Raw genomic sequence first — 23,734 nt, 5'->3', positions numbered from 1 at the left:
GGCTGGCGGCCATGAGTACCGACGACACAGCGCCCGCCTCGGCATCCGACGATGTCAAGCGCAAGTTCAAGGAGGCGCTCGAGAAGAAGAACGCCCGCCACCGCCAGGGCGAGGCTCACCTGAACGGCGATTCCGCCATCCACGCCACCCAGGGACCCGCGTCGGTCAAGCGCGAGTTCCGACGCAAGAGCGGCTGAGAAGGAGCATCTGATGGTCTTTGAACCCACATTCGAGGAGATCGACGCCGACGCGGCGGCTCGCGACGCGGCTCTCTCGAACAGCGTGGACCCCGAGGCGGTCGTGGACGCGATGCACGCCATAGACCCCGAGGCGCCCGCAGACACGGCTGGCGCCGTTTCGGACGACGACCTGGATGCAGACCTCGAGGGCGAGGCGGACGCCGCACTCGCCACCGAGGTCAGCGCCGATGACCTACCCGCGTACGGCGAGGAGTGACGATGTCCGATCGACGAGAGCCCAACACCGGCGAAGAGCGCGACGCGGTCGCGATGGGCGACGCCCCGAACGACGAGGGAGAAGAGCTCACGGCCCTGCAGACCGCCGAACTCCGGCGTCAGCTCGAGCTGGAACTCGAACAGTACGAACAGGGCATGGAGGGCTGAGGCTCCTCATTCGGGTGAAGCCGGCCGTGCCGCCTCGACGGCGTCGACTCAGCGGAGCGCGTCCTCGATGATGTCGGCCAGCTCGGTCGGCTTCGACAGGAACGGCGAGTGGCTGGTGTCCATCCGCACCGCGGTCGATCCCGAGCGCGCAGCGAGAGCCTCCTGGGCGGGGAGCGGGAACACCGCATCCTGCTCGGTGACGACATAGGTCGTTTCCTTTTCGCGCCACGCGACCGTGGTGACCTCGTCGCTGAAGGCTGCGCTGCTCTGCGCCTTCAACCGTCCCACCGCTTCGGCAGCAGTCGCCTCGTCGACGTCGGCGAAGAAGAGGCCGGTTGCGGGCTCGGCATCCGTCCCCGCCGTCGCGAGCGGACCGTCGACGACCCACCACGAGGGCGCGACGCCGCCCACCGCGCCGAGAAGCGACTCCCCCTCGTCGAGGACGAAGGCCGCGACATAGACGATGTGGACGACGGAATCGGATGTCGCACCCTGCGTCGTGGGGCCGCCACCGTACGAATGGGCGACAACAGCGACCGGCCCCTCGATGTCATCGATCGCTCGCGCGATGGCATCCGCGTCATCCGTCATGTGGAGACCGCGCGGGTCGTCCGCGTGAACCGTCGGCAGGTCGACGGTGCGGACGTCCCAGCCCCGTGAGGCGAGCTCGGTCTGAAGGGGCGCCCAGGCCCACGAACCGTGCCAGGCACCGTGGACCAGCAGAAGTGTGGGGCGTTCGGTCATGGAGTACTCCGTCTTCGTTGTCGGGATGATGCCGCCGAGGGCGGGCGCGATTCGGGCGGCGCCGCTTGAGGCTCGGACATCTAGGGATCAAGATAGGCTCACGCGTCCACGCACACACTGGCGCGGAACGAAAGTCGATGGCGATGAGCGCAATCCCCGTGCCGCACGAGCCCGTGCCGGTCCTTGCCGCGTCGACCACGGATCAACGGGAGTCCGACAGGTTCGACAGTTTTCGCGACGCACTGTGCGATGTCTACCTCGGCATCCGTCCCGAGCGAACCTCCTCGGGGACGTTCGATGCCGACCTCCTCGCCTACGAGTGGGATGGCGCGATCCTCTCGCGGATGCGTGCCCCCGGCCACGAAGCCCGGCGCGACGCGGCTTCGCTCGCCCGGGTGCCGGACGGTGCGCTGTTCGTCAATGTCTCACCCAACTCGTCGTCACGGCTCCACCATCTCGACGAGACCTGGCGGATGCCCGCGGGAGCGCCGATCTTGATCGACAACTCGGCACCGTTCACCCTCCATCTCGACCCCCGGCGGCGATTCCGTCTGTACTCGCTCCGCGTGCCGCGCACATTCGCTGGCATCGAGCCCACCGGCCGCGACATCGCCGAACTGAACCGCCGCCTCGCCGCATCGGGAGAGGGCGCGCGGCTGGGCACGCAGTGCGCGCTGCTGACGGCGGAGTTCGACGCCGGGCGTTGGGAAGCGGCATCGGCCATGACACGAGCGGTCATCGCGATGCTCCGTGGCGCTCTCACCGGCGTGGACCCGGCGACGGATGCGCCGTCCCGGCTCGAGTCCGGCAAGCGCGCCGCATCGACGCGCATCCATGACGCGGACTTCGACGTGCACGAGTTCGCTCGATCCGTGAACGTGTCGGTCCGGACGATCCAGAACGATTTCCGTGCGGCGGGAGAGACGTTCCGGGACTGGTTGCTCGGGGCACGGCTGGACGCGGCTCGGGAACGTCTGCGCTCCCCCGCCTGGCAGGGACGATCGATCGAGGCCGTCGCGGTCGCATCCGGTTTTCGTGACGTCGCACACTTCCATCACGCGTTCCGAGCGCGGTTCGATGCGACGCCCGGGTCGCACCGGCCCTGACGCGTCGTGCGCTGACGGGTCGCGCGAGATGCCTCAGCTCGTCGGTGTGCGCCGACGCGCACGCCCGGGGAGCACGATGTAGTCGGAGTGCTTGGGGTCGAGCCCGTCGCCCGCGGTGCGTCCGCGCATCCGCCGCCACATCCACGGCAGCGCGTGCGCGGTGAGCCAGCGCCCCGCCAGCGCGGCCTCTTCGTCGTCGTGGAAGGACGCCTCGAGCGCCTCGAGCTGTTCCGCGTCGCGGATGCCGAGCACGTCCGCCGCCCGGTAGGCGAGCAGGCGATGACCCGCCGACCGCAGATGCACGCCGTCGTCTGCCCAGAGTTCGAGCTCGGAGATGCGCGGCAGCGCCTCGACATCGAGAAGCAGCGCGCCGGTCGCCCGTGCGATGCGGCGCAGCTCGGAGTTGTAGTGGGCGAAGCGACGCGCGAAAATCCGGGCGGCTCGGCGGTGCGGCAGGAACGGGGTCGCGAGCAGCACATCGCATCCGGCCTCGCGCAGCGTCCGCACGACGGCCTCGACCTCGGCGGCCAGTCGACTCGGGTCGGCACCCTGCTTGACGAGATCGTTGGCTCCGATGAGCACGGAGACGAGATCGGGGCGGAGTGCGAGCGCCGCGGGCAGCTGCCGCTCGACCACATCGCGCACGCGCTTGCTGCGAACAGCGAGGTTCGCGAACCGGAAGCCGGATGACCCGCCGGCGCCCGCCGAGGCGAGGAGCAGCGCGAGGCGGTCCGCCCATCCTCGGTACTGATCGGCCGGGGCGCGCGAGGCGTCGCAGAGCCCCTCCGTGATCGAGTCGCCAAGAGCGACGTAACGGCGCCAGCGGGGCGCCGCCGTCGTCGAGTCGGATGGCGCCGACGGCAGCTCGGGACGGGTGATGCCTCGCGCGAGCAGGGCGTCGTCGATGGGCCGCAGGGTGCGTGCCTCGTCGTAACGGTCGACCAGGTCGCGACACAGGGCCTCCCAGGTGCGGTGGCGCACCCCCTCGCGCGCGGCCACACCGAACGAACGACGCTTCGCCTCGTCGCCCGTGAGGTCGGCGACACGAGCCCGCAGGTCACGCAGGTCACCCGGTTCGTACAGCCACCCGTCGATGCTGCTGCGCACGAGGTCGACCGGGCCGCCGCGGCCCGTCGCAACGACGGGGATACCGCTCGCGTGTGCCTCTTGCACGGTCTGGCAGAAGGTCTCGCTCTCGCCCGGGTGCACGAAGACATCGAGGCTCGCGAGGGCTTCGGCCAGGTCGAGGCCGTCGAGGAATCCGGTGAAGACAGCGGTTGGGAGCGCGGCGCGCAGGCGTGCGCGATCGGGGCCGTCCCCGATGATCACGAGGCGGACTCCGGGTAGGTCCGTGACGGCACGCAGGTCCTCGACCTGTTTCTCGGCCGCGAGACGCCCCGCATATCCGACGAGGATCTCGTCCGGTGCGATCCGGCGCCGCCAGGCCTCGCTGCGGCGCTCGGGGGTGAACCTCTCGGCGTCGACGCCGCGTCCCCACGGCCGCAGCCGGTCGATGCCCAGTGCCTCGAGCTGCGCGATCGCCGCCGACGAAGGTGCCAGCGTCAGGGTCGCGCGACGGTGCAGCCGGGCGACATGACGCGCCACCAGCGGCGCGGCGCCGACGACGCCGTATTTCTCGGCGTAGGAGATGACATCCGTCTGATAGATCGCGACGGACGGCACCCGCAGGGCATCCGCCGCGGCGACCCCCTGCGAACCGAGCACGAACGGCGAGGCCAGGTGCACGACATCCGGGGCGAACTCGCGCAGCAGCCTCGTGAGGTACGCCGTGCGCGCGAAGACCACGCGTACGTCGGGATACGACGGCAGCGGCACGGATCGCAGCAGCTCGGTGCGCACATCCGTGAAGTCGGGCAGCATGGGTCGGGCGCCCGGTTGGACTCCGCCCGGGTGGGGGGCGATGACGAGGGTCTCGTGCCCCTCGCGGCGGAGGTGACGCAGCACCTGCGCGACCGAACCGGTCACGCCGTTCATGTGTGGCAGGGCGGATTCCGCCAGCAGGGCGACTCTCACACGTCCAGGGTGGGGCCCGCGGATCACCCCGACGCGCCGAAACCGCCCCGGGCACCGAGAGTTCACCGAGCGCACGCATCCGCGTCACCGAACGGATGCCGCCGCGTCGTGCACCGCCGGACGCCCCGCACAGGGCGGCGTTCGCTCGCCGTTCATCCGGCCTTGGTACCCACAGGGGGTGATTGACGACGTCCTCGCCGCCGTCGCCGCGAGCCCGTGGGCTCTCGTCGCGATGTTCGGGCTCGTGCTGGGCGACGCGTTCCTCGTCGTGATCCCGGGCGAGACCGCGGTCACGGCGCTGGCCGCGCTGAGCGTCGTGGCCGGGGATCCGTCCCTCGTCGCGATCATCGCCGTCGCCGCCGTCGCCGCGTTCCTCGGCGACACGGTCTGCTACCTCATCGGCCGTCGCGTGGGGCTCGAGAGATGGGCATGGATGCGCCGACCGCGCGTTGCGGTCTTGTTCTCGTGGGCGCGGGCCCGCCTCGAGCGCAGCACGGCCGCGATCGTGTTCACCGCGCGCTTCATCCCCTTCGCCCGCCTCGCCGTCAACCTCACGGCCGGTGCGGGCGGGGTCACGGCCCCGCGGTATCTGCCGCTCGCGGCGCTGGCCGCACTCGGCTGGGCGTGCTACCAGGCGCTCGTCGGCACCGTCGTCGCCACGCTGCTGCCCGGTGCGCCGGTGCTGGCGATCCTGGCCTCGATCGCGGTCGCACTGCTGCTGGGCGTGGCGCTCGACGCCGTGCTCGCCGCGCGCTGGCGTCGCACGCCCCGCGCCTGAGGACGGGTCGGGCCCGAGGCATCCCTCAGCTCCGTCCGCGCCCCCGGCCGAGCTGGAGCCGCCGACTACGCCGGTTACGCACGAGTCAGCCCCCTACACGTGCGATAGGGGGCTGACTCGGCGACGAGCAGCGCTCTCGGGAGGACTCGAGCGAGTCGCGCTACTCCCCCGCGAGGCCGCCGAGCAGATGGCCGAACGAGCGCCCCTCACCGAGGTAGTTGGCAGGGTCGAAGGGATCGGCCGACTCGGCCGTCTCGCGCCGTGCGAGCGCATCGGCGAGCTCACGGGCGGCCTTGTCGATGCGGTCGCCGAGCGGGGCGACGCCGTCGCCCTGTGCTCCCCAGTCGCTCGAGGCCGCGAACACGCCCGTCGAGATGGCATCCGCGTGCAGATACGCGAACAGGGGACGGATGGCGTAGTCGATCGCGAGCGAATGGCGCGGGGTGCCAGCGTTCGCCCCGATCAGCACCGGCTTTCCCGTCAGCGCGTCCGGGTCGAGCACGTCGATGAACGACTTGAACAGGCCCGAGTAGCTGGTCGAGAAGATCGGCGTGACGGTGATCAGCGCGTCCGACGAGACGACCGTGTTGATGGCCGCCTCGAGCGCGGGCGGAGCGAAGCCGGTCAGCAGGTTGTTCGTGATGTCGTGCGCGTAGTCGCGCAGCTCGATCGTGTCGACCGTGGCCTCGATCCCCCGCACCGCGAGCTCGCGGACCGTCGCCGAGGCGAGCCGGTCACCGAGCAGGCGTGTGGTCGACGGGTTCGAGAGCCCCGCGGTCACGACCGCGATCCGACGGGCGGTCATGTCAGACCCCCCGACGCGTCGCGGCGGCACCGAAGGACGACCCCGAAACGACGGGCTCGGACTTCTGCGCGGCGAGCTTGCCACCGGGCACCGGCAGAGCACCCGCTGCGGCGAGCGCGACACGAGCCGCGTGCGTCGGCGCATCCGGCACCTCGGCCGGACGGTTCTTCGCGAGCTCCTTGCGGAGCACGGGAACGACCTCGCCACCGAGGATGTCGAGCTGCTCGAGCACCGTCTTGACCGGGAGTCCCGCGTGATCGATCAGGAACAGCTGGCGCTGGTAGTCACCGAACAGGTCGCGCATGCCCGCGTAGCGGTCGATGACCTGCTGCGGCGAGCCGACGGTCAACGGCGTCATCTCCGAGAAGTCCTCGAGGCTCGGGCCGTGCCCGTAGACCGGCGCGTTGTCGAAGTAGGGGCGGAACTCGCGCACGGCATCCTGCGAGTTGGCGCGCATGAACACCTGGCCGCCGAGACCCACGATCGCCTGCGCCGCGGTGCCATGGCCGTAGTGCTCGAAGCGCTGGCGGTACAGCCCGATCAGGCGCTGGTAGTGCTCGGCCGGCCAGAAGATGTTGTTCGCGAAGAATCCGTCACCGTAGTAGGCCGCCTGCTCGGCGATCTCGGGCGTACGGATCGAGCCGTGCCAGACGAAGGGCGGGACGTCGTCCAACGGGCGGGGCGTCGACGTGAACCCCTGCAACGGGGTGCGGAACCGGCCCTCCCAGTCGACGACGTCCTCGCGCCACAGCTTGTGCAGCAGCGCGTAGTTCTCGATCGCGAGGGGAACGCCCTGACGGATGTCCTGACCGAACCACGGATAGACCGGACCGGTGTTGCCGCGCCCGAGCGTCAGGTCAACACGACCGCCCGCGAGGTGCTGGAGCATCGCGTAGTCCTCGGCGATCTTCACCGGGTCGTTCGTGGTGATGAGGGTCGTCGCGGTCGAGAGCAGGAGTCGCTCGGTCTGCGCGGCGATGTACCCGAGCGTGGTCGTCGGGGACGACGACCAGAACGGCGGGTTGTGGTGCTCGCCGAGGGCGAAGACGTCGAGCCCGACCTCTTCCGCGTGCTTGGCGATCGCGATCGTATTGCGGATCTTCTCCGCCTCGCTCGGGGTCGTGCCGGTCGTCGGGTCCTCGGTGATGTCGCTCACCGTGAAGATGCCGAACTGCACGGCAGGCCCTGCGGCGGGTGTTGTGGTGTTCACGTCCACGATCTTCTCCCTCTGCGTCCGGGTTGTCCGCGGCGCTTCTATTCAAGTGAATGTATCTCGTGTAACGCGCGTCCGTCCAGGTTATTCCCGGGGCGTCGCGAGCCCGCCGTCCGCCGCCCGCCCGACGCTCAGAGCGCGGCGGCGAACATCGCGAGCATGTCTCGCGTCAGCTGATGCGGCGTCGTCTCGCAGGGGCTGTGCCCCGTCGGGTACAGCCGAAGCTCGCCGCCGATCGCGCGCGCGTACTCGGCATGCTCTGTCGTGGGCCAGAGGTCGTGTTCGCCCACCGCAACGAGCTTGGGGATCGGCAGCGCTGCGACGGCTCTCGAGACATCCGGGGTCGTCATCATGAGGCCGACGATGTCGTTCACGCTGTCGCGCCGCGTCAACGCGAACCGCTCGCGCACGAAGGCGATCCGCCGGGGCGGCACGCGGTTGAGGTTGTTGCGGATCCCCCACAGCAGCAGGGCAGCACCCGTGCGCGGGGATGCGCCGGCGCTCAGCCGTCCGATGCGCTTCACGCCGCGGAACACCTGACCCGCCGCGGGGGGTGTCGACAGCAGGGTGAGGCTCGCGAAGAACTCCGACCGCTCGACCAGCACCTGCTGCGCCACGAGCCCCGCGAAGCTGTAGCCGAGTACGTGGACCGGCCCGGACTCATCGAAGCCGTCCTCGAGCGCCGCGATGAAGTCGTCGGCGAACAGGCGGTAGTCGTAGCGGGGTCGCGGCGGGTCGAGGTTCCACGGGCCGGCCTGCCACGACTCGTACTGACCCGCGAGGTCGATCGACTCGACGCGGTAGCCCGCGTCCGCGAGCAACGGGAACATGAGGACGAAGTCCTCCTTCGACCCGGTCACCCCGGGCAGGAGCAGAACACGGGGGCCGTCCTCCGGCCCGAGCCGCACCCGTGCGAGGGAGCCGCTCGGGGCCTCGAGCACGTCGCGTACCGTTCCCTCGGGGAACACGTGCCAATCCACATCGGGGATTGCTCGATCCCGACCGGGCGCGTCATCGATCACCGTCATGAACACCTCACCTCGACGCGACAATACCGGGACACAACCCGCGGCGTGGGTGCGCACCGCCAGGGTAGGGTGGCACGCCTATGAGCGACGCGAGCCCACGCCCCTCCAGCGCCGACGACGGCGCGGGCACGGGCGCGACCGCGAAGCCCCGTTCCCCCGGCGCGTCGAAGCGCGTTCCGTTCTGGGACAACGCCCGCTTCGCGTGCATCGTGCTGGTCGTCCTGGGTCATTCGGTGCAGCGGCTGACCTACGACTCCGACATCGCGCTCACGCTGTACTTGGTCATCTACGCGTTCCACATGCCCGCGTTTGCGATCATCTCGGGTTACTTCTCGAAGGCGGGAACACCGTCGCACCGGCAGATGGCGCGCGTCATCACCGACATCCTGGTCCCCTACGTGATCTTCGAGGGACTCTGGTCGCTGACGAAGTGGATCGTCGAGGGCGACGTCGCACCGGACCTCAGTCAGCCGTCGTGGACCCTCTGGTTCTTGCTCGCGCTCGGGATCTTCCGGCTCGTGCTGCCGTATCTGGCGCTGCTGCGCTGGCCCCTGCTCTGGGCCGTGCTCATCTCGATCGGCGCGGGCTACCTGCCGAACATCGACTCGACCTTCTCGCTCTCGCGCACGCTCGGGCTGCTGCCGTTCTTCACGCTCGGGTGGTGGCTGCGCGAACACGACATCGTGGATCGACTGCGGCTGCTGCGCTCCCGCTCGCCGCTCGTCGTGATCGGGGCGATCGCCGCCCTCGCTCTCGCGGCTTTCGTGGCGTGGTTCTACCTCGACGTGTGGGAGCGGATGAACCTGCGCACGTGGCTCTTCTACGACGACGCCTACGCCGACCTCGGTGGTACCCAGTGGTGGGCGGGTGGGGTGCGGCTCGCTCTCATGGTCGTGGCGCTCGTCCTGAGCGTGGCGTTCCTCGTGCTCGTGCCGCGGCGGAACACGTGGTGGACCCACTTCGGTCAGTACACGATGTACGTCTACCTGCTGCACTCGTTCGTGCTGTACCCGTTCCGCGAGTCCGGTGTGCTGCGCGACCTCGAACCGACCTGGCTGTGGCTCCCGATCGTGGTGGTCGTCTCGGTGCTGATCGCGCTGGGCCTCGCGACGGCGCCCGTGCGGCGCGTCTTCCGGCCCCTCGTCGAGCCGCGGCCGGGCTGGTTGTTCGCCGACCCCGCGCTCGCGGGGCGCGAGGGACGCCGGTCGGATCCCACCGGCTCGCGCCGAACGCCGCCCCCGCCGTCGCGCTAGCGAAAGCTCAGGCGAACAGCCCGGCGCCGACGAAGGATGCCGCAGAGGCCCCCGGCGGGACGGCCCAGATGCCCGACCCGACGTGGCGCACGTACTCGTTCATCGCGTCGGTCGACAGCGCGCGCTGGATCTTCACGAACTGCTCGGGCGAGCGCTGGTACGACAGGAAGAACAGGCCCGCGTCGAGGCGGCCGAGCTGGTTGTTGCCGTCCACGAAGTTGTACCCGCGACGCATGATCCGGACGCCGTCGTTGAGGGTCGGATGCGCCAGCCGCACATGACTCGCGGCGTCGATGGCCGTCCGGCCCGAGGCATCCGTCGCCCGGAAGTCGGGTTGTGTGAATTCGCCGCCGCCCGACAGCGGCGCCCCCTCGCCCTTGGACCGGCCGATGATGCGCTGCTGCTCCGACAGACGCACGCGGTCCCAGGACTCGATGATCATGGCGATCTTGCGCGCGACCAGGTACGAACCGCCCGCCATCCAGGCGGGTTCGTCGGATGCGCCGACCCAGACGTGCTCGTCGAGCCCCGCACGGTCGTTGGCCAGGATGTTGGCCGTGCCGTCCTTGAAGCCGAACAGATTGCGCGGCGTCGCCTGCGAGGTCGTGGTCATGGATGTGCGTCCGAAGCCGAGCTGCGACCAGCGGATACGGGCACGACCGAACGCGATGCGGCTGAGGTTGCGGATCGCGTGGACCGCGACCTGCGGGTCGTCGGCGCATGCCTGGATGCACAGATCCCCGTCGCTGAGCGCCGGGTCGAGGTCGTCGCCGAGGAACGCGGGCAGCCGCTCGAGCCCCGCGGGCCGACGCGCGGCGATGCCGTAGCGGTCGCCGTCCGCGTTCTGGAACAGGCTCGGGCCGACCCCGATCGTGATCGTGAGCGAGCTCGCGGGCAGCCCCAGAGCCTCACCGGTGTCGTCCGGCGGGGCCTCGGGCGAACCGCCGACCGAGCCGGACGCGCTGACGTCGAGACCCTGCGTCATGCGGGCAGCCGCATAGGACCAGTCCTGCAGCAGGCTGACCAGGTCGTCCCGGTTCGTGCGCGCCATCATGTCGAAGGCGGCGAAGTGCAGATGGTCCTGGACGGGCGTGGTGATTCCGGCCTGGTGCGCGCCGAAGAAGACGTGCACACCGTCCGTGCCGCCCGCGGCCGTGGCGCGCGAGATGGCCATGCCCCCGGCGACACCGCCCGCGGCACCGGCGGCCAGGCCCGCCGCCCCGGCTCCGAGCAGGCCGAGCAGGCCGCGGCGCGACAGGCCGGGTCGGGTGTCTTCGGGCAACGGCGATGCCGGGGCGCCCGCGGTGGGGGCCCCGGCATCCGTCCCGCCGACAGGCGGAGTCGTCTCGCTCACATCACTCCAGAACGGTCACCGTGAGCCGCGAAAGCGGCTCGGCGAGCGCGTTGATCAGGTCGGTGAACTCGCGCTTGTCTTCATCGGTCAGCTCACGGTAGTTCACAAAGCCCTCGGCGAGCGATCCGTGCTTGGCGAGGGATGCTTCGAGCGCCGCGTAACCCGCATCGATCTCGTCGACCAGGGCGGCGCCGGCATCACCCTTCGATGCCGCGAAGTCGCGCGCGAGCGAGAATGCCATCTTGGAACCCTCGACGTTGGCGGCGAAGTCCCACAGGTCGGTTCCCGACCACCAGTCCTCCTCGCCCGAGATCTTGCCCGTGGCGACCTCGTCGAGCAGCGCGATGGCACCGTTGCTGAGGCCCGCGACTCCCTGAGCGTCGAGCGCCTTCTGGAAGTCGTCCGAGTGCACGTAGGTGTCGAGCTCCTGGATGTCGGCGACGAGCTCGTCACCGAATGCGGCGCGCTCCTCGGGCGTCGACGGGGTCCAGTTCTGCCAGGCCGGGGTCTCGCCGTCGGCGTTCAGCGCGTCGAGCGCCGGAACCCAGAGGTCCTTCTCGATGCGGTGGAACCCGGTCCAGTCCAGTCCCTCGGCGACGGCGTCGACCTCACGGTAGTCGATGCGCGGGTCGAGGTCGCCGAGCGCCTCGGCGACGGGCTCGATGCGCTCGTAGAACGCGCGCACCTGCGGGAAGAGCGCGCGGGCCCTGTCGTCGTCTGCGGTCGCGTACGCGGTGGTGAACTCCTCGACCGCGGGGACGAGCTTCTCGACCTGGTCCTTCACGAACGCGGCGTACAGGTCGACGGCCTGCTGCTTCTGCTCGGCGTCCGGACCGTCGATCGCGACGGCGTCGCCCGAGACCGAGAATCCGGCGCGGCCCACTCCCTCGCCGACCATGCCCGGCTTGCAGAGCGTGAAGTACTCGCCCGGCTGTGCGACGACGGTCAGGGTGCGGGATGCTCCGGGGGCGATGTTCTCGACCTCGCCGACGATCCGCAGCCCGTCGTCCGCCAGCAGGTAGAACTCGGTGATCTGGTCGCCCTCGTTCTTCACGTCGAAGGCGAGCGTGCCGCTGGCGGCGGTCGCGGCCGAGACATCGCACCCGGCGTCGGTCGACGACACCGTGATCGCGTCGGCGGCGGCGACGTCCGCCTTCGCGACGCAGCCCGCGAGCGCCAGCGCGGCGACTGCGGCGATCGCCGTGGTGGTCAGGCTCTTCGTGATGATCCTGTGAGCGGTCATGGGGCTCCTTGTCGAATGGTGTCGGGTGACGGAGGGGATGTCTGAGCGGCGGGTGTCGCCGAATCCGCACGCACGAGTTCGGGCCGAGGTGCGGGCCGGTGGGCGCGCAGGTTGCGCACGAAGACGAAGGTCACGACCCCGACGTAGGCGATCCAGGCGAACACCTGCAGCCACGACATCTGCGGCGTGAAGCCGATGGTGGCCTGCAGGATCGCGGCGAGGGGGCCGCCGGGGGCGACGACGTCGCTCACGTCGAACGCCCAGCCGAAGGGAACGCCGGCCCAGCCGGTCGCGACGGCGCCCGTGGTGGGGTCGAGAGGCGCGAGCGCCGTGAAGGGGCCGGGCAGGACGCCCGCCTCCTGCAGGTCGTGGACGCCGTAGGCGAGCACGCCCGCGGCGACGACGATCAAGAACGCGCCCGTCCACGTGAAGAAGCGGCGCAGGTCGAGTCGCAGCATTCCGCGCGCGAGCAGCCAGCCGAGCACGACCGCGGCCAGCAAGCCCAGAAGGGCGCCGAGGAGCGCCTCGGGGGCGTTGCCGAACGACTGCACCATCGACCACAGCAGGAGCGTCGTCTCGACGCCCTCACGCGCGACCGAGACGAACCCGATGACGACGAGCCCCCACAGCGAGGCGGATGCGAGGGCTCGATCGACCCCGGCGTGGAGCGTGTTCTTGAGCGTTCGACCGGCCCGCTGCATCCAGAAGATCATCCAGGTGACCATGGCGACGGCGGTCAGCGAAAGCAGTCCGCCGATCAGTTCTTGCGCCACGGTCGTGAGGGCGTAGGCACCGAAGGTGAAGATGGCTCCGAGCGCGAGCGACAGTGCGACGGCCAGCCCGACACCGACCCACAGTCGGGGCAACACGTCCCGACGTCCGAGCTTCGACAGGTAGGCCACGAGGATGCCGACAACGAGGGCGGCTTCCAGGCCTTCACGCAGGCCGATCAGGAATGTGGCGAACACGGTGCTATCGCGCGGCTTTCGGGATTTTCGAGGGGGTCCAGAGTGCTTTCGAGGCATCCGGTTATGAGGTTAGGCAACCCTCACTCAGGGGACGATACTCCCGCAGGGTGACACTTCTCAAATCGGTGCCCGTCCGGGCCGCGAGCGGGCAGAACGAAGGCCCGCCCCACACCGTGGGACGGGCCTTCGAGAAAGCGATTGAACGCTGGTGCGACTTAGCGGCGGAGTCCGAGACGCTCGATCAACGACCGGTAACGGTTGATGTCGATGTCCTGGAGGTAGCCGAGCAGACGACGGCGCTGACCGACCATCAGGAACAGACCACGACGCGAGTGGTGGTCGTGCTTGTGCTCCTTCAGGTGCTCCGTGAGGTCCTTGATGCGCTGTGTCAGCATCGCGACCTGCACCTCGGGGGATCCGGTGTCACCGGGGTGCGTCGCGTACTCTTCGATGATCGCCTTCTTGGCTTCGAATTCAAGCGGCATAGAGGGGATCCCCTTTCTCTTCATTGCGCGGCGCCCATCGCCTGATGCGTGAGCTCTCTTTATCCGCGGCCGATCGAACGGCAACCTCCAGAGTCTACCAGCACAAGGGCGACCCGCGGATGCCTCGCCCCCGGCTAGCCTCGAGGGGTGCAGTTCACCGTCCGCGTCAAGCCCGGAAGCCGAAAGGGTCCTCTCGTCGAGGCATCCGGTGACGACCTGACGGTGTTCGTGCGCGAGCGTGCCGTCGACGGCGCCGCGAACGAGGGCGTCGTGCGCGCCCTCGCCGCGCACTTCGGCGTTGCCCCGCGTGACGTATCGATCCTGCGGGGTCACGCGGCACGCATCAAGCGCGTCGAGCTATCGGGCGTCGACGGGGTCGAGCTGTCGGGCATCGACAGAGTCGAGCGCGACAGGTGATGGCGCGGCTGCGCCGCGACCATTTCATCGACCTGCGCCCCCTGACGACCAGCCCCGCCTTCGCCCGGTTGTGGATCGGGTCGACGCTCGCCGGGCTCGGTGGGCAGCTGACGATCGTCGCGGTCATGCTCCACGTCTTCGAGCTGACGGGATCGACCCTCGCGGTCGCGATGATCGCCGTCGCGGGGCTCGTGCCCATGGTGCTCGCGGGGCTCTACGGTGGCATGCTCGCCGACTACTTCGACCGCCGCGCGGTCGCTTTGATCGCGGCATCCGTCACCTGGGTCTCGACGGTGCTGCTCGCCGTGCTCGCCTGGACCGGCAATGAGACGGTGGCCTGGTTGTTCGTGCTGTCGATCATCAACTCGTCCGCGAATTCGATCGTCTCGGCGACGAAATCGGCCATCACCCCACGACTCGTCGCCCGCGAACTGCTCCCCGCGGCCGCCGCGCTCAACGGCATCACGGTGGGCATCATGGTCATGGCCGGGCCCGCACTCGCGGGGGTGCTCGTCGCGTTCGTCGGCTATCGCTGGACGTACACGGTCGACGTCGTCCTGATGCTGACCCTGTTCCTCGGGCTCTGGACTCTCCCCCGCATCCGTCCCGAGGGTGTCACCGTGCGACCGGGTCTGCGCTCGCTCGCCGACGGGTGGGCGTTCCTGCGCCGGGCCCCGAACATCCGGCTCCAGTACATCCTCGACATCATCGCGATGACATTCGGAAATCCCCTGGCCCTCTTCCCCGCGATCGGGGCCGTGCTGCTCGGCGGCGGGCCCATCACGACGGGCGTCCTGACCGCGTCGGTCGCGGCGGGCGCGTTCTTCTCGAGCCTGTTCTCGGGGCCGATCGGGCGGGTCCGCAGGCAAGGTCTCGGTATCGAGCGGTCGATCCAGGTGTTCGGCGCCGCCACGGCCGCTTTCGGGGTCGTCCTCCTGCTCGGGGCGCTCGGCGTGTTCGCGCCCGCGGATCTGGGTGAGGATGTCGCGAACCTCCCCCTCATCGCGCTCGCGATCCTCCTGCTCGCGGTGACCGGCGCGGCCGACAACGTCAGTGCGATCTACCGCCAGACGATGATGCAGTCGGCCGTGCCGGATGCGATCCGCGGGCGCCTGCAGGGGGTCTTCATGGTGGTCGTGGCGGGCGGTCCGCGTCTCGGCGCCCTCTACGCGGGTACGCTCGCGACCGTCACCGCCCTGTGGTTCCCGCCGCTGATCGGGGGCCTCGTCGTCGTCGGACTGGTCGGGTTCCTCGCGCGCCGCAGCCCGGGGTTCCGCGCCTACGACGCCCTCGACCCGCAGCCCTGACAGCACTCGGAATCGACCGAGCGCGTTGCACGACCGCCGATCGTCGGCGGATTCCGGACGTGGCATCCGCGCACGGGCAGGGACGTCGGACGACAGGGCTAGAGTCACCGAATGAGCACCACCCCTCCCCCTCTCGAGCACCCCAGCGCGCCCCCGACCCGCATGCCGCGCTCGATCGCCGGGCCGTCGAGCGTGTGGGTCGCGGTGCAGTTCACGCTCACCGGCATCGTGTGGGGGTCGAGCTTCCTCTTCATGAAGGTCGCGCTCGAGGGGATGTCACCGGGGCAGGTCGCCTGGTCGCGCCTCGTGCTCGGGGCGATCACGCTCGGGATCTTCGTTGCGCTCCGCCGCGAACGGCTGCCTCGGGTGCCGCGCGTGTGGATGCACATGACCGTGCTGGCGATCACCTTCTGCGTGATCCCGTTCCTGCTCTTCTCGTGGGCGCAGCAGCACGTGACGTCGGGGCTCGCGAGCATCTACAACGCTACGACGCCGATCATGACGGCGATCATGGCTGGGCTTCTCTTCCGCGTCGAGCGACTCAAGGGCATGCAGATCGCCGGCATCGTCGTCGGCATCCTGGGCGTCATGGTGCTGATCGCGCCCTGGGAGGGTCTCGACCTCGACCAGAGCCTCGTCGCGCAGCTCGCGACCCTCGGGGCGACCGCCTGCTACGGGTTCAGCCTCGCGTACATGCGCAGGTTCGTCTCGAACTCGGGCATGAGTGCCCTGGTGTTCTCGTTCCTGAACATCGGGATCGCCGCGGTGATCATGCTCGCCCTGACCCCGGTCGTCGCACTCGGCGAGGTCGCGCTCGATCCGTGGATCGTCGCGAGCATCCTGCTGCTCGGATGCCTCGGCACCGGCGTCGCGTACATCTGGAACCAGAACGCCCTCCGCGCGTGGGGCCCGACGCGCGCGTCGACGGTGACCTATCTCACGCCGGTCGTCGGCGTCGCGCTCGGTCTGATCGTGCTCGGCGAGCCGCTCTCGTGGAACGAACCGGCGGGCGCGGTCGTCGTGTTCCTCGGCATCCTGCTCGCGCAGGACCGCCTGCGGCTGCACCGCCGCGCCTGACGCCCACCACGCACGAGCAACGAAAAAGGGACGGATGCCGGAGCATCCGTCCCTCCTTTCGCGCAGGTGAAGTCGCGACGCGATCAGACCGCGAGCGAACCCTGCAGGTCGAGCTCGATGGTGACGTCCTTGCCGACGAGCACGCCGCCGGTCTCGAGGGCGGCGTTCCACGTCAGACCGAAGTCCTCACGGTTGATGACGGTCTTGGCGGTCGCGCCCGCCTTGTAGTTGCCCCACGGGTCGGTGCCGAAGCCACCGAAATCGAAGTCGAACGTGACGGGCTTGGTGATGCCCTTGATCGTCAGGTTGCCGTCGACGAGGAAGTCGCCGTTCTCGATCCGGACGCCGGTCGAGCGGAACTCCATGGTCGGGTAGGTCTCGACGTCAAAGAAGTCGGCCGAGCGAAGGTGGTTGTCGCGCCCCTCGTCCTTGGTGTCGATCGACGCGACGTCGACCGTGGCCTCGACCGTGGCCTCGAGCGGGTTTTCGGGTGCGGTGAGGGTGGCCGCCTTGACGCCGAAGGTGCCGCGCACCTTCGAGATCATCATGTGGCGCACGCTGAACTGGACCTCGCTGTGCGAGGGGTCGAGGGTCCAGGTGCCCGCCTTGTAGCCGGGGAACTCGATCGCGGTCGTGGTGGAGTCGGTCATTGTGATCCTTCGGTTTTGGGGGCCGGTTCTCCGGCAGTACGGCGGGTGTAACGCGCGAGGACGTCCTGTATTCCCGTGAATGCAATTTTTTCTTGCGCGGATTCGGTTCGTCAAAACGTCCGCACACGACGACGGCGGGCTCGGCTACGCGCGCCGAACCCGCCGTGACGACGAGATGAGGTCAGCCGACCTTGATCAGGTCGATGACGAAGATGAGGGTCTTTCCGCCGAGGAAGTGTCCGCCGGCCGGACCGTAGGCGAGGTGCGGCGGGATGACCAGCTCGCGTCGGCCACCCTCTTTCATGCCGGGGATGCCGTCCTGCCACCCCTGGATCAGACCGCGGAGGGGGAACTGGATGCTCTCGCCCCGGCCCCATGACGAGTCGAACTCCTCACCCGAGTCGAACTCGACGCCCGCGTAGTGGACGGTCACGCTGTCACCGGGCTTGGCCTCGGCACCCTCTCCGACGATCAGGTCGCGGATCACGAGAGTCTCGGGCGCGGGCCCCTCGGGGGCATCGAAGGTGGGCTTTGTGCGGTCTGCAGTCATGAGACCATCCAACCCGACGGCCTACGCGGGGTCAAAGCCGACGCGAGCACTCTTGACACCTTCACAGGGCGGGGGCAGACTCGGGGTAGGCCAACTCAGCGCCCGGTAGACACGCAGGCATCGCCGCGGCACCGGGCGCTGAGTCATTTCCCGGGCACTGTCCGAGCCCTGTCCAGGCACTGGCCGGGCGCTGTCCAGGCACTGTCCGGGCGCTCCTCCCTGCCGTCCGCGGACGGCGAGCCTCGACCCGACGTTCAGATCGAGAGCAGCGACGCCCGCGCGGCCGCCGTGCGCTTCAGCAGCACCGTCTCGTCTTCCGCGGCCGCGGCATCCCGTCCCGAAATCGCGCGCTGGCGAGCAGCGGCGAGTGCGGTGGCGTCGGCTATGAAGGAGCGCATGATCGCAGAGCGGTCGGTCCGGAGGGTCTTCGCCCATCGCATCGCGTCGCGGCGTCCCGACGGCGTCGCGAGCATGTCGACCTCCTGCGCGGTGAACCAGCCGGCGGACGCGTACTCGGCCAGCCGGGCGTGCGTCAGGCGTGCTTCTTCGCGACGGAGCGCCAGGATGCCGATCATGAACCCGATGAACAGCGGCACCTGCAGCGTCAGGTAGAGCGCGAAGAAGTCGCCGAGCATCGCCGAGCCGTTCCAGAAGGCGTGGAGCGCGATGGCGCCCATCAGTCCCAGTCCGAGCGCCCCGACGGCACGTCCGCCCCTCGCACCGCGCCGAGCCGCGAGTCCCAGCGCGAAGCCCGTGACCGCGGTGAACATCGCGTGCGCGAAGGGCGACAGGATGCCCCGGACGAAGAACGTCCCGGTCAGGTCTTCCGCACCCCCGTCCAGGTAGCTGATCGCGAAGTACTGGATGTTCTCGGTGAAGGCGAAGCCCGCTCCGACGAGCGCGCCGTACACGATGCCGTCCACGGGGCCGTCGATGGCGTGACGCGCGGTGAAGAAGATCAGCAGCAGCCCGAGCGCCTTCGCGACCTCTTCGACGACCGGCGCCTGCACGACGTTCGAAAAGAGATCGCGCGCGACGGAGTCGCTGTTGCCGATCAGCAACGTGACGCCGAGGTCCGCGAGCAGCGCGATGCCCACCGAGGCGACCGCACCCCACGCGATGGCGAAGACGACGAGCCCGCGGGGTTCGGGCTCCCACCGGTCGATGATCCTGACGGCGATCAGCACCACGGCGAACGGAACGAGCGCGACGATCATCCCGATGATGGATGCGCCCGGGCCGAGGAAGGTCAGGAAGTAGCCGACGAGCGCGACCAGCAGGACGGCCAGCAGCGCGAACAGCCAGATCGATGCACGCCGCCCCCTGCTCGGCGACGCGGGAACGGACTCGACGGAGGCGAAGACCGGCACGGGTGAGGGCGGAATGTAGGCGCCCGCGGCGTGCGGCGGCTGTTCGAGCGGCGACGCGAACGCGGGGGCGGGCGGAACGGATCCCGCCGAGCGTGGCGAACCGGGGCCGTCGGGCCAGGGCGGGGGCGCATAGGTCACCCGGCCAGCTTATGGCGGCCCTCCGCGGTCGACGGGCCGCTACGGCATGCGGCCGTCGCGGGCGGGTAGCGTGGGAGGGTGCGTTTTGCCCATATCGTGCCCTCCGGGGCGAGCTCCCCCGTCCTTGCCGTTATCGACGGCGAGGACGCGATCGCCGTCCCCGACCTCGTTCCGGACGGCCCCGCCGACCTCCAGACCCTGATCGAATCGGGCGAGGAAGGGCTGAGCCGGGTGCGCCGTGCCGTGGCGGCGCTGACGAGCGAGGCGGCGGACGCGGTGCCGAGGCATCCGCTCTCGAGCGTCGGATTCGCGTCCGCGTCGAACCGCCCGCCGCTGATCCTGGCCATCGGGCTGAACTACACGGCGCACTCGAGCGAGCTGGGGCTCAAGACGGACGCCGCTCCCACGGTGTTCAGCCTCTGGCCGAACTCGCTGACGGGCCACGAGCGCACGACGGCGTGGCCGCGATCGCTCAGCGAGGCCGTGGACTACGAGGCCGAACTGGGTGTGATCATCGGCGCTCCCGCCCGCGACGTCTCACCCGAGGATGCCCTCGATCACGTCTGGGGATACACGGTCGTCAACGACATCACCGCGCGCGACATCCAGTTCTCCGAAGCGCAGTGGTCGCGTTGCAAGTCGTTCGACGGATTCACCCCGACCGGCCCGTTCGTCGTGACGGCGGACGAGATCCCCGACCCGCAGAACCTGCACATCTGGGCCGTCGTCGACGGGCACATGGTTCAGGACGGTTCGACCAGCCAGATGGTCCGCACGGTGGCGACTCTCATCTCGCACCTCTCGGGTACGACGACGCTGCTGCCCGGCACGCTGATCTCGACCGGCAGCCCGGGCGGTGCCGGCTATTCGCGCGACCCGCAGATCTTCCTGCGCGACCGCTCGACCGTGACGGTCGGAGTCGACGGGATCGGCGAACTGACGACGCACTGCCGCATCATCGACTGACGCGCACGATCGATCCACCGGTCGTTGAGCGAGGCGGGAAGCGCGAGACGAGACGACGCCCGCTCCGCCGTCCTGCGTCCGCTCAACGACCGGACGGCGAGTCCTAGCCGCAGGTGATCGTGACGCCGTTGTCGAGCGTCCAGGTGCCCGGGCCGAGGTCGGCGCACTGGCGCAGCAGCTCGGCCGCGCCCGCGGCGAAGATGCTGACGAGGACGATCGCGACGATGATGCCGACAACGGTGAGGACCGCTCCGACGATGATCGCCCACACCGCGGGGGTGTTCTTGTGCCCGGCCTTGCGGCTCTGCACGAGCGCCACGATTCCGAGGATCAGGCCGATGATGTTCGCGAAGAACGCGACGATCAGGGCGACGATGCCGAGCGTCTTGCCCGGGACGGGGGCTCCGGGTGCCGCTCCGGCGGGTGCCGGGGGCGCGGAGGGGTAGGTGGGCGGCGGCGGGGTGTGGTCCGCGGGTGCGTTGGCGTCGGTCATGAGAAATCCTCTCGTCGGTACGGCCTCGAACCTATCGGTTCTCTATGAACACCGGCAACGGCGCGCGTTCATTCATCCGCAACCTGATGTCAGAGATCTTCGGCGGCGACGACGATCGGGATCGCGGCGGTGACGGCCTCGAGTCCCGACAGGCGCGCGGGCGACAGCTGCTTGGCGACCTCTTCCGCCGACATCAATCCCGCCTCGACGACCAAATCGCCGACATTCCGCCCGGTGAGCAGCGCCGCCTTGGCGAGCGCCGCGGATGCCGCATACCCGATGAACGGTGTGAGAGCCGTGACGACCCCGACCGACGACCCGACCATCGCACCGAGCCGATCGCGGTTCGCCGTTATGCCGTCGACGCAGTTGACCCGCAGGGTCCACATGGCCTGACGCATCCACGTGATCGACTGGAAGATCGAGTGCGCGATGACGGGTTCGAACGCGTTCAGTTGCAGCTGTCCGCCTTCGACGGCCATCGTGACCGTGACATCCGCTCCGGCGACCGCGAAGGCCACCTGGTTGACGACCTCGGGGATGACGGGATTCACCTTGCCGGGCATGATGCTGGACCCGGCCTGCCTCGCGGGCAGGTTGATCTCGCCGAACCCCGCCTGCGGTCCCGAGGACAGCAGCCGCAGATCGTTGCAGATCTTCGAGAGCTTGATGGCATTGCGTTTGAGCGACGCCGAGAACGACATGAACGAGCCGGTGTCGCTCGTCGATTCGACCAGGTCCGCCGCGGTCTCGAGCGGCAGCCCCGAGATATGGCTGAGCTGCCGAACGACCGACTGCGCGTAACTGCGGTGCGCGGTGATACCCGTGCCGATCGCGGTCGCGCCCATGTTGATCTCTGTCAGCAGGTGGGCGTTCTCGCGCAGACGGTGGTAGTCCTCGCCGAGCGTCGTGGCGAAGCCGTGGAACTCCTGCCCGAGCGTCATCGGCACGGCATCCTGCAGCTGCGTGCGTCCGACCTTGAGCACGTCGCGGAACTCCGTGGCCTTGGCGAGGAAAGACCTGCGCAGCAGGTCGAGCTCGTCGAGCAGACTGACCAGCGCCAGGCTCAACCCCACCTTGATGGCGGTCGGATAGACGTCGTTGGTGGACTGGCTGCGATTCGTGTGATCGATCGGCGACAGGAACGCGTAGTCGCCCTTGGATCTTCCCGCCAGCTCGAGCGCCACGTTGGTGATGACCTCGTTGGCGTTCATGTTGGTCGACGTGCCCGCGCCGCCCTGGATGACCCCGACCACGAACTGGTCGTGAAACTCACCGTCGATGATGCGCTGTGCCGCACGGTCGATCAGCTCGGCCCTCTCGGCGTCCAATACGCCGATCTCGCGGTTGGCTCGCGCGGACGCCTGCTTGACCATCGCCAGCGCACGCACCAGCTCGGGATACACCGAGATGGGCCGCTTGGCGATCGGGAAGTTCTCGAGCGCGCGGGCGGTATGGATGCCCCAATACGCGTCGATGGGGATCTCGAGGGTTCCGAGGGAGTCGGATTCGGTGCGGGTGGCCGACGTTGCGTCCACGTCGATGTGGGAGGCCATGTGGGTGTCCTTGTGGGTCGATCACGGCGGATAGAGGTGCCCCGAGCCTAACGCGCCGCGCCCCCCGCCCGTCGTGGCGCCGCCGGCAGAGGATTCCGGCGCGGCCGGAGGACTCTGCGCCCGAGAAAGCCCTCCTCCGGCGCAGAAGTCCTCCGCCGACGCGAGCCGACGCTCCTCGAATCAGCGATTCAACGGCGACATGTCGGCGTACCGGTCGCCGACGGGGGCGCCCACGTCGCCGAGCGCCGCGATCTGCTCCGGCGAGAGCACCACCGCATCCGCCGCGACGTTCTCCTCGAGCGCCACGATGCGACGCGTCCCCGGGATGGGGGCGATGTCGTCGCCCTGGGCGAGCAGCCAGGCCAGTGCGACCTGAGCGGGCGTCGCACCGACATCCTGCGCGACCGCTTCGACCCTCTCGACGATCGCGAGGTTCGCGCTCAGGGCGTCGCCGGCGAAACGCGGGTTGGAGCGGCGGAAGTCGCTCTCGTCGAGCTGGTCGAGCGAGCGGATCGCCCCGGTCAAGAAGCCTCGTCCGAGCGGCGAATACGGCACGAATCCGATGCCGAGTTCGCGGACGGTGGGCAGGATCTCGGCCTCGGGATCGCGCGTCCAGAGCGAGTACTCGGTCTGGAGCGCGGTCACGGGATGCACCGCGTGCGCGCGCCGGATCGTGGGGGGCGCCGCCTCCGACAGCCCGTAGTGCAGGATCTTGCCCTCGGTGATCAGCTCGGCGAGGGCACCGACCGTCTCTTCTATGGGGGTCGCGGGGTCCATGCGGTGCTGGTAGTACAAGTCGATGTGGTCCGTGCCGAGTCGGCGCAGCGACCCCTCGACCGAGAGCCGGACGTTCGCGGCGCTCCCGTCGAGCCCGCCCGTGTCATCGACCGTGTGCCGGATCGTGCCGAACTTGGTCGCGATCACGACCTCGTCGCGTCGGCCCGCGATCGCCCGGGCCAGGAGCTCTTCGTTCAGGTACGGGCCGTAGATCTCCGCCGTGTCGAGGAACGTGACTCCGAGCTCGAGGGCGCGGTGAATGGTGCGGATCGCGCCCTCATCGTCGCGGGCCGCGCCGGTGTAGAACGCGCTCATGCCCATGAGGCCGAGGCCGATCCGGCCGATGACCGGTCCATCCGTTCCCAGCGTGATCTTCTTCATGCGTTGGCTCCTCTTTCTTCGTAGATGGCGATCTTGATATCGATGGCGGCGAGGCTCGCCGAGATGTCGTCGAGCTGGTTCAGCACGGCGACGCGGTGCCGCACGAGCAGTTCGCGGCGCGCGTCGACCGTCTCGTCACCGCGCCGGACCAACTCGGTGTACTCGCGGATCGTCGTAATGGGCATGCCGGTCGACCGCAGCCTCGTCAGAAACTGAACCCAGGCGATGTCGGCGTCGCCGTAGCGACGGTGCGACGACGACGCACGCTCGACCGGATCGAGCATGAGCCCCGCACGTTCGTAGTAGCGCAGAGTGTGCGTCGAGAGTCCCGTCGCGGCCGCCGCATCCGAGATCGCGACGCCGTCCCGGTTGGGTGCCGGTTCGTGAGTGAGGGTCATGCCCCCACGCTAGAACTTCG

The 23,734-nt window shown here is 69.4% G+C and carries 26 protein-coding genes; 10 read left to right on the top strand and 16 right to left on the bottom strand.

The annotated features are described in order from the left end of the window. Positions 1 to 11: 11 nt before the first annotated feature. The 3 genes from CGU35_RS04470 to CGU35_RS18090 are packed head-to-tail and all read left to right on the top strand — an operon-like array spanning position 12 to position 623. Positions 12 to 197 carry a DUF5302 domain-containing protein gene (locus CGU35_RS04470; RefSeq protein ID WP_100810433.1) on the top strand — a complete coding sequence of 62 codons (186 nt, stop codon included), beginning with the start codon at positions 12 to 14 and terminating at the stop codon, positions 195 to 197. A gap of 13 nt (positions 198 to 210) precedes the next feature. Continuing rightward, positions 211 to 456: a hypothetical protein gene (locus CGU35_RS04465; protein WP_100810432.1), complete on the top strand. Its 246-nt coding sequence runs from the start codon at positions 211 to 213 to the stop codon at positions 454 to 456. A gap of 2 nt (positions 457 to 458) precedes the next feature. Then, the gene (locus CGU35_RS18090) at positions 459 to 623 is read left to right on the top strand and encodes a hypothetical protein (protein WP_157813889.1); all 165 of its coding nucleotides are present in this window, start codon (positions 459 to 461) and stop codon (positions 621 to 623) included. A 48-nt stretch (positions 624 to 671) separates the two neighbouring features. Here the strand turns inward: CGU35_RS18090 and CGU35_RS04460 are convergent, their stop codons facing one another. Beyond that, on the bottom strand, positions 672 to 1,367 hold the full coding sequence (locus CGU35_RS04460; RefSeq protein ID WP_100810431.1) for an alpha/beta fold hydrolase: 696 nt from the start codon (positions 1,365 to 1,367) through the stop codon (positions 672 to 674). A 143-nt stretch (positions 1,368 to 1,510) separates the two neighbouring features. Between CGU35_RS04460 and CGU35_RS04455 the strand changes: the two genes are divergently transcribed. After that, positions 1,511 to 2,473 carry a helix-turn-helix transcriptional regulator gene (locus CGU35_RS04455; RefSeq protein ID WP_181003410.1) on the top strand — a complete coding sequence of 321 codons (963 nt, stop codon included), beginning with the start codon at positions 1,511 to 1,513 and terminating at the stop codon, positions 2,471 to 2,473. 33 nt (positions 2,474 to 2,506) lie between these two features. Here the strand turns inward: CGU35_RS04455 and CGU35_RS04450 are convergent, their stop codons facing one another. Continuing rightward, positions 2,507 to 4,507, bottom strand: a complete 2,001-nt coding sequence (locus tag CGU35_RS04450) for a GDSL-type esterase/lipase family protein (protein WP_100810429.1) — start codon at positions 4,505 to 4,507, stop codon at positions 2,507 to 2,509. Between the two features lie 178 nt (positions 4,508 to 4,685). On the opposite strand from CGU35_RS04450, the gene CGU35_RS04445 reads away from it, so the two are divergent. Next, positions 4,686 to 5,285, top strand: coding sequence for a DedA family protein (locus tag CGU35_RS04445; RefSeq protein WP_100810428.1), 600 nt, complete (start codon positions 4,686 to 4,688; stop codon positions 5,283 to 5,285). A gap of 160 nt (positions 5,286 to 5,445) precedes the next feature. Here the strand turns inward: CGU35_RS04445 and CGU35_RS04440 are convergent, their stop codons facing one another. The 3 genes from CGU35_RS04440 to CGU35_RS04430 all read right to left on the bottom strand — a co-directional run bounded on the left by CGU35_RS04440 (position 5,446) and on the right by CGU35_RS04430 (position 8,331). Beyond that, complete coding sequence (locus tag CGU35_RS04440) at positions 5,446 to 6,090, bottom strand: FMN reductase (RefSeq protein WP_100811271.1); 645 nt, start codon at positions 6,088 to 6,090, stop codon at positions 5,446 to 5,448. Position 6,091: 1 nt separating this feature from the next. Further along, a complete protein-coding gene (locus CGU35_RS04435; RefSeq protein ID WP_100810427.1) occupies positions 6,092 to 7,267 on the bottom strand; it encodes an LLM class flavin-dependent oxidoreductase in 1,176 nt (391 codons plus the stop codon). Between the two features lie 167 nt (positions 7,268 to 7,434). Continuing rightward, a complete protein-coding gene (locus CGU35_RS04430) occupies positions 7,435 to 8,331 on the bottom strand; it encodes an alpha/beta fold hydrolase (protein ID WP_100811270.1) in 897 nt (298 codons plus the stop codon). An 80-nt stretch (positions 8,332 to 8,411) separates the two neighbouring features. Here CGU35_RS04430 and CGU35_RS04425 point away from each other — a divergent pair, with 80 nt between their 5' ends. Next, positions 8,412 to 9,584: an acyltransferase family protein gene (locus tag CGU35_RS04425; protein ID WP_100810426.1), complete on the top strand. Its 1,173-nt coding sequence runs from the start codon at positions 8,412 to 8,414 to the stop codon at positions 9,582 to 9,584. Between the two features lie 7 nt (positions 9,585 to 9,591). On the opposite strand, the gene efeB is transcribed toward CGU35_RS04425, so the two are convergent. The 4 genes from efeB to rpsO form a co-directional block, all read right to left on the bottom strand. Further along, positions 9,592 to 10,866, bottom strand: coding sequence for an iron uptake transporter deferrochelatase/peroxidase subunit (gene efeB / locus CGU35_RS04420; protein WP_100811269.1), 1,275 nt, complete (start codon positions 10,864 to 10,866; stop codon positions 9,592 to 9,594). A gap of 73 nt (positions 10,867 to 10,939) precedes the next feature. Continuing rightward, positions 10,940 to 12,181: an iron uptake system protein EfeO gene (efeO, locus tag CGU35_RS04415; RefSeq protein WP_100810425.1), complete on the bottom strand. Its 1,242-nt coding sequence runs from the start codon at positions 12,179 to 12,181 to the stop codon at positions 10,940 to 10,942. Beyond that, a complete protein-coding gene (efeU, locus tag CGU35_RS04410) occupies positions 12,178 to 13,149 on the bottom strand; it encodes an iron uptake transporter permease EfeU (RefSeq protein WP_100810424.1) in 972 nt (323 codons plus the stop codon). The genes efeO and efeU overlap by 4 nt, the downstream gene beginning before the upstream one ends. 215 nt (positions 13,150 to 13,364) lie before the next feature. Continuing rightward, positions 13,365 to 13,634, bottom strand: coding sequence for a 30S ribosomal protein S15 (gene rpsO, locus CGU35_RS04405; RefSeq protein ID WP_100810423.1), 270 nt, complete (start codon positions 13,632 to 13,634; stop codon positions 13,365 to 13,367). Between the two features lie 147 nt (positions 13,635 to 13,781). Between rpsO and CGU35_RS04400 the strand changes: the two genes are divergently transcribed. The 3 genes from CGU35_RS04400 to CGU35_RS04390 all read left to right on the top strand — a co-directional run bounded on the left by CGU35_RS04400 (position 13,782) and on the right by CGU35_RS04390 (position 16,435). Next, positions 13,782 to 14,051 carry a DUF167 domain-containing protein gene (locus CGU35_RS04400; RefSeq protein WP_100810422.1) on the top strand — a complete coding sequence of 90 codons (270 nt, stop codon included), beginning with the start codon at positions 13,782 to 13,784 and terminating at the stop codon, positions 14,049 to 14,051. Beyond that, complete coding sequence (locus CGU35_RS04395) at positions 14,051 to 15,358, top strand: MFS transporter (RefSeq protein WP_100810421.1); 1,308 nt, start codon at positions 14,051 to 14,053, stop codon at positions 15,356 to 15,358. The genes CGU35_RS04400 and CGU35_RS04395 overlap by 1 nt, the downstream gene beginning before the upstream one ends. A gap of 162 nt (positions 15,359 to 15,520) precedes the next feature. After that, positions 15,521 to 16,435 (top strand): DMT family transporter, encoded by a 915-nt coding sequence (locus tag CGU35_RS04390; protein ID WP_232711219.1) that lies wholly within the window; start codon positions 15,521 to 15,523, stop codon positions 16,433 to 16,435. Positions 16,436 to 16,518: 83 nt separating this feature from the next. On the opposite strand, the gene CGU35_RS04385 is transcribed toward CGU35_RS04390, so the two are convergent. From CGU35_RS04385 to CGU35_RS04375, 3 genes are all read right to left on the bottom strand, one after another. After that, positions 16,519 to 17,085 carry a YceI family protein gene (locus tag CGU35_RS04385; RefSeq protein WP_100810419.1) on the bottom strand — a complete coding sequence of 189 codons (567 nt, stop codon included), beginning with the start codon at positions 17,083 to 17,085 and terminating at the stop codon, positions 16,519 to 16,521. A 181-nt stretch (positions 17,086 to 17,266) separates the two neighbouring features. Further along, positions 17,267 to 17,635: an FKBP-type peptidyl-prolyl cis-trans isomerase gene (locus tag CGU35_RS04380; protein WP_100810418.1), complete on the bottom strand. Its 369-nt coding sequence runs from the start codon at positions 17,633 to 17,635 to the stop codon at positions 17,267 to 17,269. A 254-nt stretch (positions 17,636 to 17,889) separates the two neighbouring features. After that, entirely contained in the window at positions 17,890 to 19,143 is a 1,254-nt protein-coding gene (locus CGU35_RS04375; RefSeq protein WP_100810417.1) for a PrsW family intramembrane metalloprotease, read from the bottom strand. A gap of 78 nt (positions 19,144 to 19,221) precedes the next feature. Here CGU35_RS04375 and CGU35_RS04370 point away from each other — a divergent pair, with 78 nt between their 5' ends. Then, a complete protein-coding gene (locus CGU35_RS04370; protein ID WP_100810416.1) occupies positions 19,222 to 20,109 on the top strand; it encodes a fumarylacetoacetate hydrolase family protein in 888 nt (295 codons plus the stop codon). 103 nt (positions 20,110 to 20,212) lie between these two features. On the opposite strand, the gene CGU35_RS04365 is transcribed toward CGU35_RS04370, so the two are convergent. The 4 genes from CGU35_RS04365 to CGU35_RS04350 form a co-directional block, all read right to left on the bottom strand. After that, the gene (locus CGU35_RS04365) at positions 20,213 to 20,602 is read right to left on the bottom strand and encodes a hypothetical protein (protein WP_100810415.1); all 390 of its coding nucleotides are present in this window, start codon (positions 20,600 to 20,602) and stop codon (positions 20,213 to 20,215) included. 89 nt (positions 20,603 to 20,691) lie between these two features. After that, positions 20,692 to 22,158: an aspartate ammonia-lyase gene (locus CGU35_RS04360; protein ID WP_100810414.1), complete on the bottom strand. Its 1,467-nt coding sequence runs from the start codon at positions 22,156 to 22,158 to the stop codon at positions 20,692 to 20,694. A gap of 180 nt (positions 22,159 to 22,338) precedes the next feature. Next, positions 22,339 to 23,316, bottom strand: a complete 978-nt coding sequence (locus tag CGU35_RS04355; RefSeq protein WP_100810413.1) for an aldo/keto reductase — start codon at positions 23,314 to 23,316, stop codon at positions 22,339 to 22,341. Beyond that, the gene (locus CGU35_RS04350) at positions 23,313 to 23,714 is read right to left on the bottom strand and encodes a MerR family transcriptional regulator (protein ID WP_100810412.1); all 402 of its coding nucleotides are present in this window, start codon (positions 23,712 to 23,714) and stop codon (positions 23,313 to 23,315) included. The genes CGU35_RS04355 and CGU35_RS04350 overlap by 4 nt, the downstream gene beginning before the upstream one ends. Positions 23,715 to 23,734 lie beyond the last annotated feature (20 nt).

Origin of the sequence: Microbacterium sp. BR1 (assembly GCF_002812725.1) — a bacterium.
In the GTDB taxonomy this organism is placed as follows: Bacteria; Actinomycetota; Actinomycetes; order Actinomycetales; family Microbacteriaceae; genus Microbacterium.
The sequence above is the reverse complement of the archived record's forward strand: the minus strand, read 5'-3'. Positions and strand labels throughout refer to the sequence as shown.

What these genes read in the sequence shown, in the direction of transcription:
- CGU35_RS04465 (WP_100810432.1), top strand. Translation starts at nt 211, where the DNA reads ATGGTCTTTGAACCCACATTCGAGGAGATCGACGCCGACGCGGCGGCT.
- CGU35_RS04460 (WP_100810431.1), bottom strand. Translation starts at nt 1,367, where the DNA reads ATGACCGAACGCCCCACACTTCTGCTGGTCCACGGTGCCTGGCACGGT.
- CGU35_RS04360 (WP_100810414.1), bottom strand. Translation starts at nt 22,158, where the DNA reads ATGGCCTCCCACATCGACGTGGACGCAACGTCGGCCACCCGCACCGAA.
- CGU35_RS04355 (WP_100810413.1), bottom strand. Translation starts at nt 23,316, where the DNA reads ATGAAGAAGATCACGCTGGGAACGGATGGACCGGTCATCGGCCGGATC.
- CGU35_RS04455 (WP_181003410.1), top strand. Translation starts at nt 1,511, where the DNA reads ATGAGCGCAATCCCCGTGCCGCACGAGCCCGTGCCGGTCCTTGCCGCG.
- CGU35_RS04385 (WP_100810419.1), bottom strand. Translation starts at nt 17,085, where the DNA reads ATGACCGACTCCACCACGACCGCGATCGAGTTCCCCGGCTACAAGGCG.
- CGU35_RS04390 (WP_232711219.1), top strand. Translation starts at nt 15,521, where the DNA reads ATGCCGCGCTCGATCGCCGGGCCGTCGAGCGTGTGGGTCGCGGTGCAG.
- CGU35_RS04380 (WP_100810418.1), bottom strand. Translation starts at nt 17,635, where the DNA reads ATGACTGCAGACCGCACAAAGCCCACCTTCGATGCCCCCGAGGGGCCC.
- CGU35_RS18090 (WP_157813889.1), top strand. Translation starts at nt 459, where the DNA reads ATGTCCGATCGACGAGAGCCCAACACCGGCGAAGAGCGCGACGCGGTC.
- efeO (WP_100810425.1), bottom strand. Translation starts at nt 12,181, where the DNA reads ATGACCGCTCACAGGATCATCACGAAGAGCCTGACCACCACGGCGATC.
- CGU35_RS04430 (WP_100811270.1), bottom strand. Translation starts at nt 8,331, where the DNA reads ATGACGGTGATCGATGACGCGCCCGGTCGGGATCGAGCAATCCCCGAT.
- CGU35_RS04470 (WP_100810433.1), top strand. Translation starts at nt 12, where the DNA reads ATGAGTACCGACGACACAGCGCCCGCCTCGGCATCCGACGATGTCAAG.
- CGU35_RS04425 (WP_100810426.1), top strand. Translation starts at nt 8,412, where the DNA reads ATGAGCGACGCGAGCCCACGCCCCTCCAGCGCCGACGACGGCGCGGGC.
- CGU35_RS04350 (WP_100810412.1), bottom strand. Translation starts at nt 23,714, where the DNA reads ATGACCCTCACTCACGAACCGGCACCCAACCGGGACGGCGTCGCGATC.
- CGU35_RS04440 (WP_100811271.1), bottom strand. Translation starts at nt 6,090, where the DNA reads ATGACCGCCCGTCGGATCGCGGTCGTGACCGCGGGGCTCTCGAACCCG.
- CGU35_RS04395 (WP_100810421.1), top strand. Translation starts at nt 14,051, where the DNA reads ATGGCGCGGCTGCGCCGCGACCATTTCATCGACCTGCGCCCCCTGACG.
- rpsO (WP_100810423.1), bottom strand. Translation starts at nt 13,634, where the DNA reads ATGCCGCTTGAATTCGAAGCCAAGAAGGCGATCATCGAAGAGTACGCG.
- CGU35_RS04365 (WP_100810415.1), bottom strand. Translation starts at nt 20,602, where the DNA reads ATGACCGACGCCAACGCACCCGCGGACCACACCCCGCCGCCGCCCACC.